Here is a 16507-nt window from a genome sequence, read left to right as displayed (position 1 = left end):
CGCCCTGTTCACTGCATGGCCGGTGACGTGCCGTGCCGGTTCAGTCGATGCCGCCGCCTGCCTTCAACTGCGCGCCCACATAGTCGAGAAAGCTGACGATGCGCGACGACAGCGTCGCATTGCGATAGAACACCGCGTGAATCGGCTGGCGGAACTCGACCGTGTCGTCGACGAGCAGTTCGACGAGGCTGCCGTCGCGGCGATGCGTGCCCGTCATGTAGTCGGCGAGGCACACGATGCCCGCGCCAGCGAGGGCGAGCGTCAGCAGCGTCTCGCCGCTCGACGCCTGCAGCGCCGGATGAATGCGGTACACGCTACCGTCCGCGGCGCGCAGCGGCCATTGGTTCAGCGTTTCCGGCTGCACGAAACCGAGCAGCACATGGTTCGCGAGATCGGCGACGCTCGCCGGCACGCCGGCTTTCTCCAGATAGGCCGGGCTCGCCAGAATGCGCAGTCGGCTGCTGCCGAGCCGGCGCGCATGCAGCGTCGAATCGCGCAGCTCGCCGATCCGGATCGCGACGTCGGTGCGCTGTTCGAGCAGGTCGATGATTTCATCGCTCGTATGGAGTTCGACCGCGATCGCCGGATACGCTTCGCGAAAGCCCGGCATCATCGGCGCGATCACGTGCTGCATGAACGGCATCGCCGCATTGATCCGCAACCGCCCGGCCGGTGCCTCGCGCTGGCTGACGATCTGTTCCTCGACGAATTCGACCGACGCGATGATCTCGCGCACGTAGTCGAGAAAGAGCTTGCCCTCCTCGGTCAGTTCGAGGCGGCGCGTCGTGCGGCGAATCAGCGTGGTGTCGAGCTTTTCCTCGAGGCGCCGCAGGATCCGGCTCATCACCGAGGTCGGCTGGTGCAGTTTGTCGGCCGCCCCCGTCAACGAACCGGTATCGGCGATGGTCACGAACGCGAGCATCTCGTCGAGGGTCGTCTTCATGGTCGGCACTCGTCAGCGGTATCAGGGACCGTCACGATAGTGCCCACGCGCCCGTTTGATAAGCGGGCGCACGCGCGAATGACAGTTGATTTCGATTCAATAATTCCCGCCGAATATTGTCCGGACAATCGGCGTGAAGCGGGAGGCGGTCACCGCCCGTCGCCGAGCGCCCCGAGGATACGGTAGGCAACCTTCACGCGATCCTCGATCGGCACGTTCCCATTCGCGAGCATCACGATCGCGATCCGCTTCGCGGGAACGAACGCGACGTACGTGCTGAAGCCGGCGGTCGAGCCCGTCTTGTTGATCCACGTCGCGGCGCTCGGGGCGAGCGGCGGCTGGATCGCGCTGGCCGGCACCGCATCGAACAGCATCTTCGGCGCATTGCCCGCGAGCAGCGTCGGCAGCGCGACCGGGTACCGATACTGTTCCCAGATCAGATCCTGCGTCAGCGGCCCCGCGCGGAAATAGCCGGTGTGCGTGCGTTCGATCGCGCGCTGCAGGCGCGGCGCGGTCTGGATCATTCCCATGTTCGCCTGCACGAAACGCAGCAGGTCGGCCGCCGTGGTCCGCACGCCGTACGCCGGCTGCCACAGCATGCCCTCCGTCATCCGCACGGGCTTGCCGTCCTTCGTGTAGCCCTGCGCATAGTCGGCCATCCGCGCGGCGGGCACGTCGATGTATGTGTGCGTCATCCCGAGCGCGGGAAAGAGCCGCTGCTCCATCAGCGTCGCGAAATCCTGGTGCATCGCCTTCGCGGTGAGCCAGCCGAGCATGCCGATCGAGACGTTCGAATACTTGCGGTGCGTGCCCGGCGCATACTCGGGCCGCCATGCGCGGAGATAGCGGATCAGGCCCGCGTCGTCGCGAATGCTGTCCGGCACCTGCAGCGGCGTTCCGCCGGGCGTGTGCGTGCCGAGCTGAAGCAGCGTCACGACGCCGAACGGCTTGCCCTGCAGCTCGGGCAGATACCTGGCCGCGGGGTCCGCGAGCGACAGTTCGCCGCTCTCCTGCGCGTCCGCGGCGAGCGTCGCGGTCAGCGTCTTGCTGACCGAGCCGATCTCGAACAGCGTGTCGCCCGTCACCGGCTTGCCGGTCTGCTTCGACATCACGCCGTAGTCGAACACGTAGGGCTTGCCGTCGGCGACGACGCCGATCGCCATGCCGGGAATCGCGTACTGCTTCATCAGCGGCGCGATATGGCGCGTGACGGTGTCGTGGAGGTCGTCCTGCGTGACGGCGGCCGCGCGACCGGCGGTGGCGGTCGCGCATGCGGCGACGAACAGGGTCGCGGCGAAGCGTGTCGCGTTGAATCGCATGAGTGCGGTTCCTTTCGATTTCCGATGGTTGCATGAGCAACGGATACGGCGGCGCCGCGCATAGAGGGCGGCGCCACCGGCCTGTCGAAGCAGGACTATCCGTTATCGCCCGGCCGCCAACAATCGACGATATGTTGCGCGAGCCGAAAGAAAAACTTATGAGGTACGGCGAATGGCACCTTGTCGAAAATCGACGGAAAAGAGATAAGCCTCGTCAGATCTGCAAGCGCTGGCCTGCCGTGCGATTGATTCACCCGCCCGGATCGAGGTCGAACTCGGCCTGCGGGCGGACCTGCCCACGTGGCAAATCATGCAGCGCGTGCCGTGGATTCCGCCGACAGCTTGATGGTTTGAACGCGCCCGGCAGCGGGCCGCGCGCCGCGCCTGCAGATCACCCCGGCAGCCGGTCGAGAAACGCGAGCATCGCCGCATTGAACCGCGCGGGCCGCTGCAGCGGCGCGAAATGGCTCACGCCGGGCAGGATCGTCAGCGTCGCGCCCGGGATCGTGTGCGCCAAGTACGCCGCATGCTCGGGCCGGATGAATTCGTCGTGCTCGCCCTGCACGATCGCAACCGGCACGGCGATCGCCGCGAGATCCTGCGCGGTGTAATCCGGTTGCGTGCGCATCATTTCGCTGACGGCGGCGACGAACGCGTCGAACTGATCCGGTGTCGCCGACAATCGCACATAGTCCTTGCGATGCCGCGCGAAACAGCGGTCGATCAGCGGGCTCGGCGCCATCTCCTTCGTGCCGCCCGGATCCATGTTGCACGCGAAGAAGAACACGCCGGCGGCGCGTTCCGGTGCGCGAGCGGCCAGCACGAGCGCGATGCATGCGCCGTCGCTCCAGCCGACGAAGCGTGCACGGTCGACGTGCAGCGCGTCGAGGACGGCCAGCACGTCCGATGCCATGCGTTCGTACGAATAGGGGCCGTCGTCGCGCGTGCTGCGGCCGTGGCCGCGGCTGTCGATCACGATCGCGCGGTAGCCGGCCGCGAGCAGCGCCGGCACCTGGTTGCCCCAGTTGCCGCCGTGGCCGAGGCCGCCGTGCAGCAGCACGACCGCCGGCCCCTGGCCGTACGACGCGTGCCAGATGCGCGCGCCGTCGTGGTCGAGCCATCCTTCGGCATCGGCGGCCGGCAGCGGCGGGCCGCCGTGCGCGTCGAAGCGGACGAGTTCGTCGTCGTCGAGTTCCGCATTCATCGTTCAGCCGTCCTTGAGAAGGAGACGCGCTTGCGATTGTAATGCGTGCGGCCGATGCCGCCGTGGCCGCTCAGGCCTGCGTCGACACTAGCCCGCCCGCCTGCGAGCCGCCGGACTTCGCGAGCGCCGCGGCAAGTTGCGCGATCGCCGTCGCGAGCGCGGCCGAGATCGTGCTGGCTTCCGCGCTCAGCGACTGCTGTTCGACGGCCGCGGACGGGTCGTCCTTCGCCCGCTGCGCTGCGGCGGCCATCTGCCGCTCCAATGTCGCGAGCTGCTTCTGCAGCCGCTCGATCAGCGCCTTCAACTGGGCGACCGCCGGGTCTTCCGACGATGCACCGGCCGCGCCGGGCGTTTCGCCGGCGGCGCCGGTGGCATCCTTCGTCGCGGCGGTGCTCGACGTGTCAGCCTCTGCGGCGGCACCTGTCGCGCCCGTTGCGCCCGTCGTACTCGCGGCATCCGTCGCGCCGCCGGTCAACGATCTCGCGGCGGGCGGGTTCGCGGTCATGGCGCTGTCCGCGAGCGGGGATCGCGCGGTCGTGGAGAAATCGATCTGCATCGTGTCGGTCCGTGTGTCGGTTGACGAAGTGACATGGCGGAAATCGCCTTCCAGTTCGTTTACGGCATTCGTCACACGATACTTGAATATCGGGGGTCGGGTGGATTACTGCACGATGACCGAAATTGATCGCGAAAGGGCCAGATTCGCGGCATGGCGGCGCTGGTAAAATCGCCGCTTCGCCGGCTAGGTGCGCACGTCGGACGCCTCGTTCGGGCCCGATCGCGCGATGCCGCCGGCTTCGACTCCGGCCTGTCGAGGCGCGGCATGCAACGTCTGCCGACGACGCCCTCGCGGCTTCCCGGGTTGCCTTTTCCGTCCGCCTGCACGCGTGCCCCGCTCACCGCCCGAGCGGCGAACGCCGTGCGGCACGCATTCACCTCATCACGCATTCGAGGAACACACGATGGCCCGCATCGGCGCCTTCTGCATCACGACGTGGCTCGCCGCCGCGATTCTCTACTTCGGCCAGCACTCGGTCGCGATGATCGTGCTCAGCGGTGTCGTGGTATTCGGCGGGTTCGATCTGCTGCGTCCGTAACGGCACGGCCGTACCGTCCGGTGCAAGCGCATCGGGCGCTTCTTTCCGCACGCATCCTCGCGTGCGCGTCGCCGGTTCGCCCGCTCCTTCATCCGTTGAAGGGGCGCGTGCCGTTCACGGCCGAACGGCCCGCTCAGGCTCCGTCGCCACGAGCCGTGAACAAAGCCCGTTCAGCGCGGCAACGTCCTCAACGAAGACGGCCCGCCCGTCAGCGCGATCCGTTTGCCCGTATCGCGCAGCTTGCCGCCTTCGACCGCATACAGCGCAAGCTGCCGTTCGACGTTGAACTGCACGATCACGTGCCGGCTGTCGGCGGTAAACACGATGCCCTGCGCCGCTTCGCCGCCCGGCACCTCGCTCACCTTCACGGCCTGCCCGTCGCGGATCTCGAACAGCAGCACCTTGCCGAGCTTGCGGCGGCCGGGGTTGTCGGCCGTCAGGTTCGAGCCGTCCATCGCCTGCACCGCGATCCACCTCCCGTTCGGCGAAATCGCGACGCCTTCCGGCAGCGACGGCACCGTCAGGTACTGCACCGTGCGAAACGGCACGCGCGACACGTCGATCAGCGCGACCGAATCGGCATCGCCCGCGAGCGTGCCGGTGTAACCGGGCAGCCCGGCGAGCCCGACGTTGCTGACGACGGCCCAGCGGTTGTCGCTCGACACGTCGATCGTGTAAGGCGCGACGCCCGTGCTCAGCCGCGTGCCGCTGTCGGTCACCTTGCCGTCGTCGACGTTCAGCACCGCGATGCCCTGCTCGTCGCGCAGCGACACGAGCGCATGCTTGCCGTCGTGCGTGAAGCTGATTCCGGCCAGCCGCTTCTTGCCGATTTTCAGGGTGCCGTCGAGCGTCACCTGCGTGCCGTCGATGCGCAGGATCGACACGCTGCCGTCGACGTTCGCGACGAGCGCGAGCCGGCCCGAGCGGTCGATCGCGATCCCTTGCGGATGCGTGCCGAGCTCGACGCGCGTGATCGCGGGCGGCGCGGTGTCGAGATTCACGATCTGCAGGAACGTGTCGAACACGAGCTGCTTCGCGGCCGTGTCATAGCGCGTCGGCGCGCCGACCAGCGCGAGCTTCGCGTCCGGCGTGATCGCGACGGCCTGCGGCGGCCCCTGGATGCCGTTCTCGACGTCGATCTGCGCCGCGACCTTCGGCGGGAACGTGCTGGCGTCGAGCAGCGTCAGCGTGTCGGCGGGCGGGGACGGCAGAAAGGTGTCGCGGCCCTCGACACGCTGGTACTTGCCGTCGTTGCCGGACACGATCCAGTCGGCGGCGTGCGCGGCGACGGCCGTCGTGGCGAGGGTCAGCGCGGCGAGCAGGCGCGCGCCGCGCGGGCGGAAAGGATTCGAATGCATGGCGGTCGGTTCTCCGGATCGGTTGCGGACGCAATGAATTGCCCGACCCTGCTGCCCGACGGGCCGGCGCTATCGGATGATGCCCGAAAGCACGCGCGCCCGGCGTCTCGTTCCCGGTTCCGTTCCGTCAATCCGTGCGTCGCGTGCCCGACGGCCACTCGACGATGTCGTCGTGCGGATACACCGGCCGCGCGAGCCGCTCGTAGCGGAACGGCCCGAAGTCCGAGCCGGTCACGCCGCGGCTGTCGCATTCGAGCAGCGCGGACGAAATCGGCACGAACACCGGCCGGCAATGCCCGTCGCGCGAAACGGTTCGCGCCGCACGCTGATCGGGAACCCCATGCCCGCGGCGCGGCGGCGTACCGGGGCGGCACGCGTCAGCGCGGCGGCGTGCGGATTTTCCCGTCGACCTTCAACGTGCGCCGGTCGCGCGCGACCTCGTACTCGACCGTCTGCGCGGGCGCGACCGCGCCATAGGATCGGCCGTTGACGTAGACGACGCCGTCGTGCAACTCGACCCGGTCGCCGTTGACCGTCGCGGCGGCGCTGTCGCCCTGCAATACCGCGCCCGAACAACCGGCCGTCGAAAAGCTGCGGACCGACGCGCCCGCCATCGCGGCGTTTCCGCCGCCCCGATCCGCCGCATGCGCGGCGCTGCACGGCGGCGCGTCCATCGCGCCGGCGGCATGAAGCGGCGCCGCGCCGATGCCACTGCCGGCAAGCAACGCGATCGTCATCGGCAACAGCTTGTTCATCGTGATCTCCGTGGTCCGCGGTCGTCGATCGGGGGTCGGTCGACGCTCCGGCTCGCAAGTCGGCCCGCTCCGCCAGTATGCGGCCACTTCCGCACGCCGGGCCATCGGCTTTGGTACCCCGCCGTGCCGCGCTGGACCTCGCGCGTCGATCCGCCTGACCGCCGGGTCGCACGGCGGCGGCGCCTGCGAAACAACCGATCCGCGTGAAAAATCCGCCTTGCATAAGTTGCGACCCGCAACTATTGTTGATTGCGATCCGCAACTTTCCACGGACAAACCATGGACCTCATCGACGTGCCGGCCAAGCCGCGCGACGCGACCATCCTCGAGCTGCGCGACTTCTCGCGCAAGCTGGTGCGCGAGCTCGGCTTCATGCGTGCGACGCTGGCCGACAGCGACTGGGCGCCGTCGGCCGTGCACGCGATCCTCGAGATCGGGATGACGCCCGGCATCAACGCGAAGGATCTCGGCGCGATCCTCCGGCTCGACAAGTCGAACACGAGCCGGCAACTCGCGCGGCTCGAAGCGGCCGGGGTCGTGGAGCGGCGCGTGTCGAGCGAGGACGCGCGCGCGATCGAGCTGTACCTGACCTCCGAAGGCAAGAAACTCCGCAAACGAATCGACACGTTCGCGACCGATCAAGTGTCGAACGCGCTGCGCCGGATGATGCCGGCCGACCAGCAGGCGCTGCTGCGTTCGCTCGCGCTGTATGCCGATGCGCTCGCCCAGGACAATGCGGCCAGGGCGCCCGTTGCACCCGCCGAGGCGCCTTCGATTCGCGACGGCTATCAGCCGGGCTGCATCGGCGACATCGCGAGCCTGCATGCGCGCTTCTACGCGGAACACTGGGGGTTCGGCGCCTTCTTCGAACAGCGCGTGGCGACCGAGCTGGCCGCCTTCGCGGGCGCGCTGCCTGCCGACGGCAAGGCGCTGTGGCTGTGCCAGGAAGACGGGCGCACGCTCGCGTCGCTCGCGATCGACGGCGACCCGGCAACGGGCGTCGCGCACCTGCGCTGGTTCATCGTCAACGACGCGTTGCGCGGCTCGGGCGTCGGGCGCCGGTTGATGACGCTCGCGATGCAATTCGTCGACGCACACCGGTTTCGCGAGACGTACCTGTGGACGTTCAAGGGGCTCGATGCCGCGCGCCATCTGTACGAGTCGTTCGGCTTCGCGCTGACGAGCGAATCCGCGGGCACGCAGTGGGGGACGGAGGTGGTCGAGCAGCGCTTCAGCCGGCCGGGACCGGGGCCGGGGCCGGCGGGCGGCTGAGGTTCAATGGACCGTCGTCGATCCGGCGGACTTCATGACGCCCGCTACAGAACGGGGACACGACGCGGCGAACGCGCGCGGTCCATCGGCGTATCCATCCGACGAGGCATCGAGCAACGTGACGCTGCTGTAAGCCGATGCCGACCGGGATTCGCCAATCGGAACCGGCTGTTGGCGCGGTGAAGACAGTGCGTCGAACGGAGGGCGACGGAGCTGAACCGTGCCTGCGGCGGTTCGAGCCGACGTACGTTGCCGCCGACGGTCGCCGAATGGATCGATCGCCCTATCGCAGCGCGTGCTCCGCCGCGAACGCATCGTCGATGAACCGGATCACGTCGTCGAGCGACGACGTGCACGTGGCGTCCGGGGCAAGCGACCGAAACGCGCCATCCGGCCCGAAGCAGACGAGCGGCTTGCGCCAGCGCTGCGCGAGCGCGATCTCCTCGGCCGTCCCGTGCCCGCCCGGCAGCGCGACGATCAGGTCGCTGCTCAGCACGTTCACATAGTTGCGATTGATCGCGTCCGGCGCGGCGCCCGGTTCGCGCCGCGGCAGCGGCGTGAGGATCGGAACGTCGACGAACGGATGCGGATAGCCGTCGAGCGGCACGAAGCCCGCGACCGGATCGGCCCGTGTCGGCAGGATGCCGATCGATCGGCCGGCCCGACCGGGCACGCCGGCGAACGCGCGCGCGACCGCCAGCATCACGCCCTGCCCGCCGCCCGTCAGCAGGTTGAACCCGGCCTGCGCGAGCCACGCGCCGAGCGGTTCCGAAAACGCGAGCCACGGCTCCTTGCCCGAGCCCATCACGCCGATCGTCCTGTTGTTCCGTTGCATCGTGGTTTCCGGTGAAATCGTGGCGGCATGCGCGCGTCCCGCGCTCATTCGAGCTCGACGCCCTTGAGCTCGGGAATCAGGAACACCGTCGCGACCATGTCGAGCACGTAGAGGCCGGCGAGCAGCGCGATGGCCGTCTGGAACGAGTAGTGCGCGGCGAGCGCGCCGACCGCGACGGGGCCGAAGCCGCCGACCGCGCGGCCGATGTTCCACAGCACGTTCTGCGCGGTCGCGCGTGCGGCCGTCGGATAGCCTTCCGACATCAGCGTCCCGTAGCCGCCGACCATCCCGTTGACGAACATCCCCATCAGCGCGCCGGCCCACAGCATCGCCGTCGGGTCCGACAGCCGCGCATACGCGATGACCGTCACGACCGAGCCGAGCTGGTACAGCAGGAACGTCGGCTTGCGACCGATGCGGTCGGCCAGTTGGCCGAACACCCAGACGCCGATCATCATCCCGACGACGGTCGCCGCCGTCCACACGCCCGATTTCGTCAGCGAGAAACCCATCTGCTTCGACAGGAAGGTCGGCAGCCAGATCATGATTCCGTAGTAGCCGAAATTCTGGACCGAACACAGGATCGCAATGCCGACGCTCGTGCGCGCGGTGCGGCCGTCGGCGACGAGCATGCGGAACGCGTTGGACTTCGGCTGCGTCGCGCGCCGCGCGAACGCTTGCGGCTCGTGCAGCGTGTTGCGCATCACCCAGGCGAGCAGCGCGGGCAGCACGCCGACCGCGAACATGCCGCGCCAGCCGATGTGGAGCAGCAGCAACGGCGTCACGAGCGCGGCCAGCAGCACGCCGGCCTGCCAGCCGAGCGCGACGTAGCACGACACGCGGGCGCGCTTGGCTGCAGGCCACGCTTCGGCCGCGAGCGCCATGCCGATCCCGAACTCGCCGCCGAGGCCGATGCCCGCGATGGTGCGATAGACGAGCAGATCCTGGAAGCCGCGCGCGAATGCGCACAGGCCGGTGAAGATCGCGAACAGCAGGATCGTCCAGGTCAGCACGCGCACGCGCCCGTAGCGATCGCTCAGCGCGCCGAACACGATGCCGCCCGCGACCGCGCCGACCAGCGTCCATGTGACCAGCGCGCCGGCCTGCCCGGGCGTCAGGTGCAGCGCCGCCGTGATCGCCGGCAGCATGAAGCCGAGGATCAGCAGGTCGAAGCCGTCCATCGCATAGCCGATCGCCGATCCGGCCAGCGCCTTCCACGCGTATGCGCCGACCTGCTCCGCGCCCGGGGCCGACGGCCCGCCGAGCGTCGAAGATTTCATGTTTGCCGCCATGGTGTCCTGCCACGAATGTCCGGCGACATTCTAAGGCCTGTGCCCGCGAACGACGCGGGCGGATGCGCGCCGGCCCGCGCTGGCCGGACGGCTGGCGGGAAACGACGGACCACGGCGGGCAACGAACGGGAAAGGGAAATGGAAAGGGAAAACGTCGATCCGGTGCGGCGGCGAGGCCGGCGATGCGCGATCAGGCCGGACACCGGATGAAAGACGGCAGGCGGGCGGAATATCGCCGTCCGGCCCGCCTGCGCGAACCGGACGACGCCGGATGGCCCGGCGGCGCGGCGGGCTTCAGCCCTGATCGTCCCCCGGCCACCAGGTTTTGGCTCCGCGGTCGACGGCAAGCGTTTCGAGATCCTTGCCTTCGAGCCATTTCGGCCGCGGGCCGCGCCCCGACCATGAGCGGCCGGTCGTCGGATCGTAGTACTTCGCGGGCGCCTTGCGCTTGCGCTGGACGATGTAGCCGAGCGCGCTCAGCACTTCCTGCTGCGAAATCCCCAGCAGCTCGACCTGTTCCTTGAAGGCCGCGAGCGCGGCTTGCTTCTCCTTCTGCTTCGCCTCCGACAGCTTGATGTTCAGGTCCCGAAGTTGTGCTTCGAGTTCCTGCAGGGCCTGGGTCATGTATTCATCCTCTTTGGGCATGTTTTTGCAAAAAGCTCCGATGGCCGAACCTACCACGAAGTTCCGCCGATCGGGGCTGTCAAATAGGTGAATCGTCCACCTGAGCCGGCATGATTTGCGCGATGAGCACGAAACGACGTCGTGCGTCACTGACAGGCAGCACCGGCCGGCAACGGGCGGCGCGCCGCGAGTGGACGGCGGCCGCAAGTGATTCGCCGCACCTGTCACGGGCGCGGCATGGCGCGAATGATAGCAGTGCGCGGGATCGTGTTGCAGAAGTCGCCGGCCGGGGTCGATGCGAGCCGGCGGTTCAGCAGTCTTCGCCGCCGGCCTCCCAAGCGATCCGGTCGAACAGCGCGCGCAGCTTCGCGCCGCGCGCCGCGTTCAGCGCGCTCGCATGCGCGACGCGCCCGGCCAGATGCGCGCGGAAATCCGGATGCGCGTCGCGATTCTGCGACGCCGGGCCGTGCCGGATGCAATTGGTCAGGATGGCCTTCAGGCGATCGAACGCGTCGCGCGCCAGGTTCGGATGACGGTTGACCACCACGCCGGCCAGTTGCTGCCGCGTGCCGCGCCGCATCACGCGGGTCTTGCGCAGTTGCAGCGCAAAGCCTTCCTCGAGTGCGATCGCGGCGACCCGGATCTGCAGCCGCTCGACGTCGCGCGCGAGCGCGCCGCCGCCGGAAAACGCGAGATCGTCCGCATAGCGCGTATAGGTCGCATCGAGCGAACGCGCGAGCGCGGCGAGCCGCATGTCGAGCCGGAACGCGCAGAGGTTGGCGAGCGCCGGCGACGTCGGCGCACCCTGCGGCAGATGCCGTTCGCGATAGCGCTGGCGGCCGATCCAGTCGAACCGGTCGCGCAGGTCCGGCGCGAGCAGCCGCGCCGACGGCACGCGATTGGTGCACAGCCCGGTGAGCGTCCGCGCGACTTCGGCCGGATACCCGAGCGTCACGAACAGCGCGTGAACGCGCGCCGCGCGCACCGATACGAAGAAATCCGCGAGATCGAAGCGCACGACGACATCGCGATCCGCATGCGGCGCCGCGAACGACACGATCCCGTGCCCCTTGCGAAAACCGTGTACCGCGCCGTGCGGCGCAACGCGATCGAGCAGCTCGTGCAGGATGCGGCGCTGCGCTTCGCGCAGCCGCCCCTTCGGGATTTCGACGAGCCGGCACCCGCCGCTGCGCTTGTCGACCGCGACGTACGTGTAGTGATGCAGCGGCGTGGCGCTGCCGCGCGCGTCGACGCGCCAGTGATCGGACAGCCAGTCGAGTTCCGGCACGCTCACGCCGAGCCAGCCGGCGAGATCGCCGGGCGTCGGCCAGTGCGGCACGTCGCAGCCGGCGAGCGGCGCCGGCAGCGGCCGCTGCACCAGCGGCCGCCGCACGATGCGGATCACCGCTGGCCGACGGTCGCCATACCATGCACGCACGAACCCGGGCGCCTCGGCCAGCACCGCCGCGAGCGCGTCGGTGTCGGTATCGGCCCACTCCGCGCCGAAGCGAACGAGCGCGAGGCCCGCGCATTCGTGCGCCCACGGCGGGGCTTCGCCGAGCACGGCGGCCATCCGCGCGACGACGCCGTCGCGCTCGGGCGAACCGGCGAGCATCGCCTCGGCAATCGTTCGGGTGGTGTCGCGCAGGGATGAGTGCATGGACGCAGAGGGGCGGGACGACGAGTCAACGTGACTGGTGCTGCGAGGGGTCATGTTGCGCGACGCGCAACGGATTCCCTTGCGGCGCATCGGCGTCTCGATCCGATCCACGGGGTAGCCCCGTAGTCCTGGAACATCGGCTGCCTGTTCCGGGCGTGTGCTTGACCCGCCGCCCCGCGTCGCGACTTTAATGGGCGGCGACGCCAGGTGTCAAATCGAGCCGGACGACGCACGATGCGCGGTGACGTCGCGACGCGATCGCCCCCGCTTCCCTACATGTTGCCGGCCAGATGAAACCGCGACGCCGGATGCCACAGCCTCACGGACGTGGCGACCTGCTCGCCGACCCACGTGCGGCGTCGCAGCAGCAGACACGGTTCACCGATTTCCATCACGAGATGCCGCCGCACCTGCGCATTGGGCTTCTCCGCGTAGATCTGGAACTCCGCGCGCTGGATCGGCGCCAGTCGCACCATGTAGTGATTCGGCGTCTCGAGCGTGAAGTCCTGCTCCAGATACGCGGGAAACAAGGCCGGATTGACGTAGCGATCCTCGAACTGGATCGGTTCGTCCTCCTCGTAATGCACGATACGCGAATGAAACACGGGCCCGGCGCGCAGCCCGAGCGCCTCGATCGCGTCCGGATCGACGCTGCGCTCGATCAGCAGCACGCGCGCACTGTGCCGATGGCCGCGCTCGGCAATTTCGTCCGCGATGTTGCGGATTTCCAGCACCGTCGACTCGTAATGCCGGCGCTCGACGAACGTGCCGGCCCCCTGGATGCGCGTCAGCACGCGCTCGGCCGTCAGTTCGCGCAGCGCGCGCGACACCGTCATCCGCGCCACGCCGAATTCCTTGACCAGTTCGGCCTCGGTCGGGATCGCGCCGCCGGGCTTCCAGTCGCCCTTCGCGATCCGCTCCACGACGTAGCGCTTGATCTGCTGATAGGCCGGCAATGTCCGCGCCGGCACGGTGTCGGCCGATGCCGACGCCTGCCGTGCGGAAAGTCTGCGTTCCGTTTCGCTCATGCGCCCTCGCCCGAATGAATGTGGGGTGATCGGCCCGTCGTTGGCCGTCGTCACTGCAACGAAGGCGGCACACCCGCGACGATGCCGGCCGCGATCGCGATATCGTCCGCGAGCGGGCGGTCGTCGCGATACGCCGGCACGCGTTCGCGCACATGCCGCCACAGCGCGTCGGTCGACGCGGCGCGCGCCGTTTCGCCCGGCTGCAGATCGTACGCCTGCGCGGCCGCAAGCAATTCGATCGCGAGCACGCGCGTCGTATTCTCGATGATGTCGAGCGCCTTCAGCGCGGCCGGCGTCGCATGACACAGGTGATCTTCCTGCAGCCCCGACGTGATGCCGCCGTCGAGGCTCGCCGGCGCGGCAAGCCGCTGGTTCTGCGCGACCAGCGCGACCGCCGTGTACTGCGCGATCATGAACCCCGAACAACTGCCGCCCGGCGCGGCAAGAAACGCCGGCAGCCCGCTGACGAGCGGATTCACGAGCCGGTCGAGGCGCCGCTCGGCGATCGCCGCGACCTGCGCCATCGCCGCCGCGAGGCTGTCCATCGCGAGCGCGATGCCCGCGCCGACCGCATGCGCCTGCGAATGCACGGCCGGCGTCTCGCGCGTGCCGGCGACGATCGGATTGTCGGTGACGGACGCGAGTTCGCGATCGACCACCTCGGCCGTGACGTCGAACACGTCGCGCGCGGCGCCATGCACGTGCGGAATCGTGCGCAGGCTGAGCGGATCCTGCGTATGCCGGCCGCTCGCCGCGGCAAGCATGCCGCTGTCCGCCAGCAGCGCACGCAGGCGGGCGCCGACCTGGCCGATACCGGGCGAAATCCGCAGCGCGAGCGAAGCCGGATCGAAGGCGGCGAGTTGCCCGCCCAGGTTCTCGAAACTCGTCGCCGCGATCCAGTCGGCCCAGTCGAGCAACCGTTCGGCGCGAGCCAGCGCGAGCGCCGCCAGCCCCGTGACGCACGGCGTGCCGTTGACGAGGCTCAGCCCTTCCTTCGCGCCGAGCACGAGCGGTTCGCGGCCGATGCGCCGCAGCGCGTCGGCGCCGCGCAGGCGTTCGCCGCGATGGCGCGCATGGCCGTGCCCGACACAGACGAGCGCGACATGCGCCATGTGGGTCAGATACCCGACCGAGCCGTGCGCCGGCACTTCGGGCAGGCAATCGTGCTCGAGCAGCGCGACGAGCTGGTCGACGACGTCGGCACGCACGCCCGAATGCCCGTGCGCATAGTTGTTGATCGCGGCCGCGATGATCGCGCGCGTTTCGGCCGCGCCGAGCGGCATGCCGACGCCCACCGCGTGACTCATCAGGATGTTGTGCGACAGCATGCTCTGCTGCGCGGGCGACACGATCACGTCGCACAGCGCGCCGACGCCGGTATTGACGCCGTACGCGCGAATCCCGCGCGCGACGATCTCGTCGACGAGTTCGCGGGCGGCCGCGACACGCGCGCGCGTCTCGTCGGCCAACGCCAGCGGCTCGCCGGCCGCCACGGCCGCCACCTGTCGCCAGTCGAGCGGCTGCGCCGCACGGAATACGGTCATGGCAGCCTCAGTTCGTCGTGCGGTCGTGGTGGCTCGACACGAATTGCCGGAAGCGCTCGGAGGTCTGGCCGCCGAAGACTTCGTCGGGCGTCCCGTCCGCGTCGACCTCGCCCTGATGCAGGAACATCACGCGATTCGACACGTGGCGCGCAAAGCCCATTTCATGCGTGACGACCAGCATCGTGCGCCCCTCCTCCGCCAGCGAGCGCATCACGCGCAGCACCTCGCCCACCAGTTCCGGGTCGAGCGCCGACGTCGGTTCGTCGAACAGCATCACCTTCGGATGCATCGCCAGCGCGCGGGCAATCGCGACACGCTGCTGCTGGCCGCCGGACAGATGCGCGGGATAGTAGCCGCGCTTGTCCGCGAGGCCGACGCGCGCGAGCAGCGCCTCGGCCTCCTCCACCGCTTCCGCGCGACTGCGCTTCTGCACGCGCAGCGGTCCCTCGACGAGGTTGTCGAGCACCGTCATGTGCGACCACAGGTTGAAGTTCTGGAACACCATCCCGAGCTGCGAGCGGATCCGGTCGACCTGGCGCCGGTCGCTCGGATGCAGCTTGCCGTCGCGCGCACGCTTCATCGCCAGCTCCTCGCCCGCGAGCGCGACGGAGCCGTCGTCGGGTGTCTCGAGCAGGTTCAGGCAACGCAGGAACGTGCTCTTGCCCGACCCGCTCGCGCCGAGGATCGAGATGACGTCACCCTCGTGCGCGTCGAGCGATATGCCCTTCAGCACATGGTGATCGCCGAACGACTTGTGGATGTTTCTGACCGACAGCGCGACGGGGGCGGCGGTGTTCATCGGATTCTCCTGGAAAGAATGGGCGCGCTCAGGACGCGACGCGCCGGGCATTGCGGGTCGCCGCGGCTGGCGCACCGGACGGCTTCGGCGCACGCAGGTGCCCCGAGAGCCGCCATTCGAGCGCGCCGAGCAGGCGCACGACGATGAAGTTCAGGCCCAGATAGATCACGGCCGCGCAGACGAACACCTCGGTCGTCCGGTAGGTCTGCTGAATGATCTGCTGCGCGACGCCCGTCACTTCCCATACGGTGACGAGGCTCGCCAGCGCGGTCGACTTGACGAGCAGCACGGCTTCGGTCGAATACGCGGGCAGACACTGGCGCAGCGCGATCGGGCCGATCACGCGCCGCAGCAGCGCGAAACCCGACAGGCCGATCGAATAGCCGGCCTCGATCTGCCCGACCGGTACGGCCATCAACCCGCCGCGCAGGATTTCGGCCGTGTAGCCTGCCGTGCACAGCGCGAGCGACAGCACCGCGCAGACGTACGGCTCGCGCAGCAGCGGCCACATGAAGCTCTCGCGAATCACGCCGAACTGGCCGAGCCCGTAATACACGAGGAACATCTGGATCAGCAGCGGCGAGCCGCGAAACACGAGGATATAGGCCCGCGCGAAGCGGTTCGGCAGCCAGCGCGGCGACACGCGCATCGTGACGATCACGAGCGACAGCAGGCCGCCGAGCACGAGCGATGCGAAGAACAGGCCGAGCGTGGTCGGCACGGCCGCCAGCAACTGGCGCAGCGTGTCGACGAGAAATGCGAAATCGATGGACATGC

General features: G+C 68.9%; 16 protein-coding genes and 1 pseudogene. 2 read left to right on the top strand and 15 right to left on the bottom strand.

What is annotated here, in order from left to right; translation table 11 throughout:
• Positions 1–40: 40 nt before the first annotated feature.
• From QZM15_RS20015 to QZM15_RS20000, 4 genes are all read right to left on the bottom strand, one after another.
• Positions 41–943 carry a LysR substrate-binding domain-containing protein gene (locus tag QZM15_RS20015; RefSeq protein ID WP_302107108.1) on the bottom strand — a complete coding sequence of 301 codons (903 nt, stop codon included), beginning with the start codon at positions 941–943 and terminating at the stop codon, positions 41–43.
• Positions 944–1092: 149 nt separating this feature from the next.
• On the bottom strand, positions 1093–2262 hold the full coding sequence (gene ampC / locus QZM15_RS20010; protein WP_302107107.1) for a class C beta-lactamase: 1170 nt from the start codon (positions 2260–2262) through the stop codon (positions 1093–1095).
• Positions 2263–2653: 391 nt separating this feature from the next.
• Positions 2654–3466 carry an alpha/beta fold hydrolase gene (locus QZM15_RS20005; protein ID WP_089465961.1) on the bottom strand — a complete coding sequence of 271 codons (813 nt, stop codon included), beginning with the start codon at positions 3464–3466 and terminating at the stop codon, positions 2654–2656.
• A gap of 70 nt (positions 3467–3536) precedes the next feature.
• The gene (locus tag QZM15_RS20000) at positions 3537–4022 is read right to left on the bottom strand and encodes a hypothetical protein (RefSeq protein ID WP_302107155.1); all 486 of its coding nucleotides are present in this window, start codon (positions 4020–4022) and stop codon (positions 3537–3539) included.
• A 406-nt stretch (positions 4023–4428) separates the two neighbouring features.
• Between QZM15_RS20000 and QZM15_RS19995 the strand changes: the two genes are divergently transcribed.
• Positions 4429–4563 carry a hypothetical protein gene (locus tag QZM15_RS19995; RefSeq protein ID WP_006767081.1) on the top strand — a complete coding sequence of 45 codons (135 nt, stop codon included), beginning with the start codon at positions 4429–4431 and terminating at the stop codon, positions 4561–4563.
• Positions 4564–4733: 170 nt separating this feature from the next.
• Here QZM15_RS19995 and QZM15_RS19990 read toward each other — a convergent pair whose 3' ends face one another.
• From QZM15_RS19990 to QZM15_RS19980, 3 genes and pseudogenes are all read right to left on the bottom strand, one after another.
• Positions 4734–5921, bottom strand: a complete 1188-nt coding sequence (locus QZM15_RS19990; RefSeq protein ID WP_226224426.1) for a beta-propeller fold lactonase family protein — start codon at positions 5919–5921, stop codon at positions 4734–4736.
• A 127-nt stretch (positions 5922–6048) separates the two neighbouring features.
• Positions 6049–6216: pseudogene (locus QZM15_RS19985) on the bottom strand (microcystinase MlrC family protease); the annotation flags it as partial.
• A gap of 82 nt (positions 6217–6298) precedes the next feature.
• Positions 6299–6676: a hypothetical protein gene (locus tag QZM15_RS19980; RefSeq protein ID WP_059638972.1), complete on the bottom strand. Its 378-nt coding sequence runs from the start codon at positions 6674–6676 to the stop codon at positions 6299–6301.
• 279 nt (positions 6677–6955) lie between these two features.
• Between QZM15_RS19980 and QZM15_RS19975 the strand changes: the two genes are divergently transcribed.
• On the top strand, positions 6956–7948 hold the full coding sequence (locus QZM15_RS19975) for a helix-turn-helix domain-containing GNAT family N-acetyltransferase (protein WP_226224428.1): 993 nt from the start codon (positions 6956–6958) through the stop codon (positions 7946–7948).
• A gap of 283 nt (positions 7949–8231) precedes the next feature.
• Here the strand turns inward: QZM15_RS19975 and QZM15_RS19970 are convergent, their stop codons facing one another.
• The 8 genes from QZM15_RS19970 to QZM15_RS19935 form a co-directional block, all read right to left on the bottom strand.
• A complete protein-coding gene (locus QZM15_RS19970) occupies positions 8232–8831 on the bottom strand; it encodes a DNA-binding protein (RefSeq protein ID WP_226224429.1) in 600 nt (199 codons plus the stop codon).
• Positions 8828–10075, bottom strand: coding sequence for an MFS transporter (locus QZM15_RS19965; RefSeq protein ID WP_226224430.1), 1248 nt, complete (start codon positions 10073–10075; stop codon positions 8828–8830). Before QZM15_RS19965 ends, QZM15_RS19970 begins: the two co-directional genes overlap by 4 nt.
• 294 nt (positions 10076–10369) lie before the next feature.
• On the bottom strand, positions 10370–10699 hold the full coding sequence (locus QZM15_RS19960; RefSeq protein ID WP_059579344.1) for an H-NS family nucleoid-associated regulatory protein: 330 nt from the start codon (positions 10697–10699) through the stop codon (positions 10370–10372).
• A 310-nt stretch (positions 10700–11009) separates the two neighbouring features.
• Positions 11010–12359, bottom strand: a complete 1350-nt coding sequence (locus QZM15_RS19955) for a reverse transcriptase family protein (protein ID WP_226224431.1) — start codon at positions 12357–12359, stop codon at positions 11010–11012.
• A 272-nt stretch (positions 12360–12631) separates the two neighbouring features.
• Positions 12632–13387, bottom strand: coding sequence for a histidine utilization repressor (gene hutC / locus QZM15_RS19950; protein WP_226224433.1), 756 nt, complete (start codon positions 13385–13387; stop codon positions 12632–12634).
• Positions 13388–13437: 50 nt separating this feature from the next.
• Positions 13438–14931 (bottom strand): histidine ammonia-lyase, encoded by a 1494-nt coding sequence (gene hutH / locus QZM15_RS19945; RefSeq protein ID WP_059579351.1) that lies wholly within the window; start codon positions 14929–14931, stop codon positions 13438–13440.
• Between the two features lie 7 nt (positions 14932–14938).
• Positions 14939–15730, bottom strand: coding sequence for an ABC transporter ATP-binding protein (locus QZM15_RS19940; protein WP_059579354.1), 792 nt, complete (start codon positions 15728–15730; stop codon positions 14939–14941).
• Between the two features lie 28 nt (positions 15731–15758).
• Positions 15759–16505 carry an ABC transporter permease gene (locus QZM15_RS19935; RefSeq protein WP_059579357.1) on the bottom strand — a complete coding sequence of 249 codons (747 nt, stop codon included), beginning with the start codon at positions 16503–16505 and terminating at the stop codon, positions 15759–15761.
• Between the last annotated feature and the right edge of the window lie 2 nt (positions 16506–16507).

It is taken from the genome of Burkholderia sp. AU44665 (genome assembly GCF_030504405.1).
Taxonomy (GTDB): domain Bacteria; phylum Pseudomonadota; class Gammaproteobacteria; order Burkholderiales; family Burkholderiaceae; genus Burkholderia; species Burkholderia semiarida.
Note: the sequence above shows the minus strand (reverse complement) of the source record. Positions and strands in the feature narration are given on the sequence as shown.

What these genes read in the sequence shown, in the direction of transcription:
- QZM15_RS20015 (WP_302107108.1), bottom strand. Translation starts at nt 943, where the DNA reads ATGAAGACGACCCTCGACGAGATGCTCGCGTTCGTGACCATCGCCGAT.
- ampC (WP_302107107.1), bottom strand. Translation starts at nt 2,262, where the DNA reads ATGCGATTCAACGCGACACGCTTCGCCGCGACCCTGTTCGTCGCCGCA.
- QZM15_RS20005 (WP_089465961.1), bottom strand. Translation starts at nt 3,466, where the DNA reads ATGAATGCGGAACTCGACGACGACGAACTCGTCCGCTTCGACGCGCAC.
- QZM15_RS20000 (WP_302107155.1), bottom strand. Translation starts at nt 4,022, where the DNA reads ATGCAGATCGATTTCTCCACGACCGCGCGATCCCCGCTCGCGGACAGC.
- QZM15_RS19995 (WP_006767081.1), top strand. Translation starts at nt 4,429, where the DNA reads ATGGCCCGCATCGGCGCCTTCTGCATCACGACGTGGCTCGCCGCCGCG.
- QZM15_RS19990 (WP_226224426.1), bottom strand. Translation starts at nt 5,921, where the DNA reads ATGCATTCGAATCCTTTCCGCCCGCGCGGCGCGCGCCTGCTCGCCGCG.
- QZM15_RS19980 (WP_059638972.1), bottom strand. Translation starts at nt 6,676, where the DNA reads ATGAACAAGCTGTTGCCGATGACGATCGCGTTGCTTGCCGGCAGTGGC.
- QZM15_RS19975 (WP_226224428.1), top strand. Translation starts at nt 6,956, where the DNA reads ATGGACCTCATCGACGTGCCGGCCAAGCCGCGCGACGCGACCATCCTC.
- QZM15_RS19970 (WP_226224429.1), bottom strand. Translation starts at nt 8,831, where the DNA reads ATGAGCGCGGGACGCGCGCATGCCGCCACGATTTCACCGGAAACCACG.
- QZM15_RS19965 (WP_226224430.1), bottom strand. Translation starts at nt 10,075, where the DNA reads ATGGCGGCAAACATGAAATCTTCGACGCTCGGCGGGCCGTCGGCCCCG.
- QZM15_RS19960 (WP_059579344.1), bottom strand. Translation starts at nt 10,699, where the DNA reads ATGACCCAGGCCCTGCAGGAACTCGAAGCACAACTTCGGGACCTGAAC.
- QZM15_RS19955 (WP_226224431.1), bottom strand. Translation starts at nt 12,359, where the DNA reads ATGCACTCATCCCTGCGCGACACCACCCGAACGATTGCCGAGGCGATG.
- hutC (WP_226224433.1), bottom strand. Translation starts at nt 13,387, where the DNA reads ATGAGCGAAACGGAACGCAGACTTTCCGCACGGCAGGCGTCGGCATCG.
- hutH (WP_059579351.1), bottom strand. Translation starts at nt 14,931, where the DNA reads ATGACCGTATTCCGTGCGGCGCAGCCGCTCGACTGGCGACAGGTGGCG.
- QZM15_RS19940 (WP_059579354.1), bottom strand. Translation starts at nt 15,730, where the DNA reads ATGAACACCGCCGCCCCCGTCGCGCTGTCGGTCAGAAACATCCACAAG.
- QZM15_RS19935 (WP_059579357.1), bottom strand. Translation starts at nt 16,505, where the DNA reads ATGTCCATCGATTTCGCATTTCTCGTCGACACGCTGCGCCAGTTGCTG.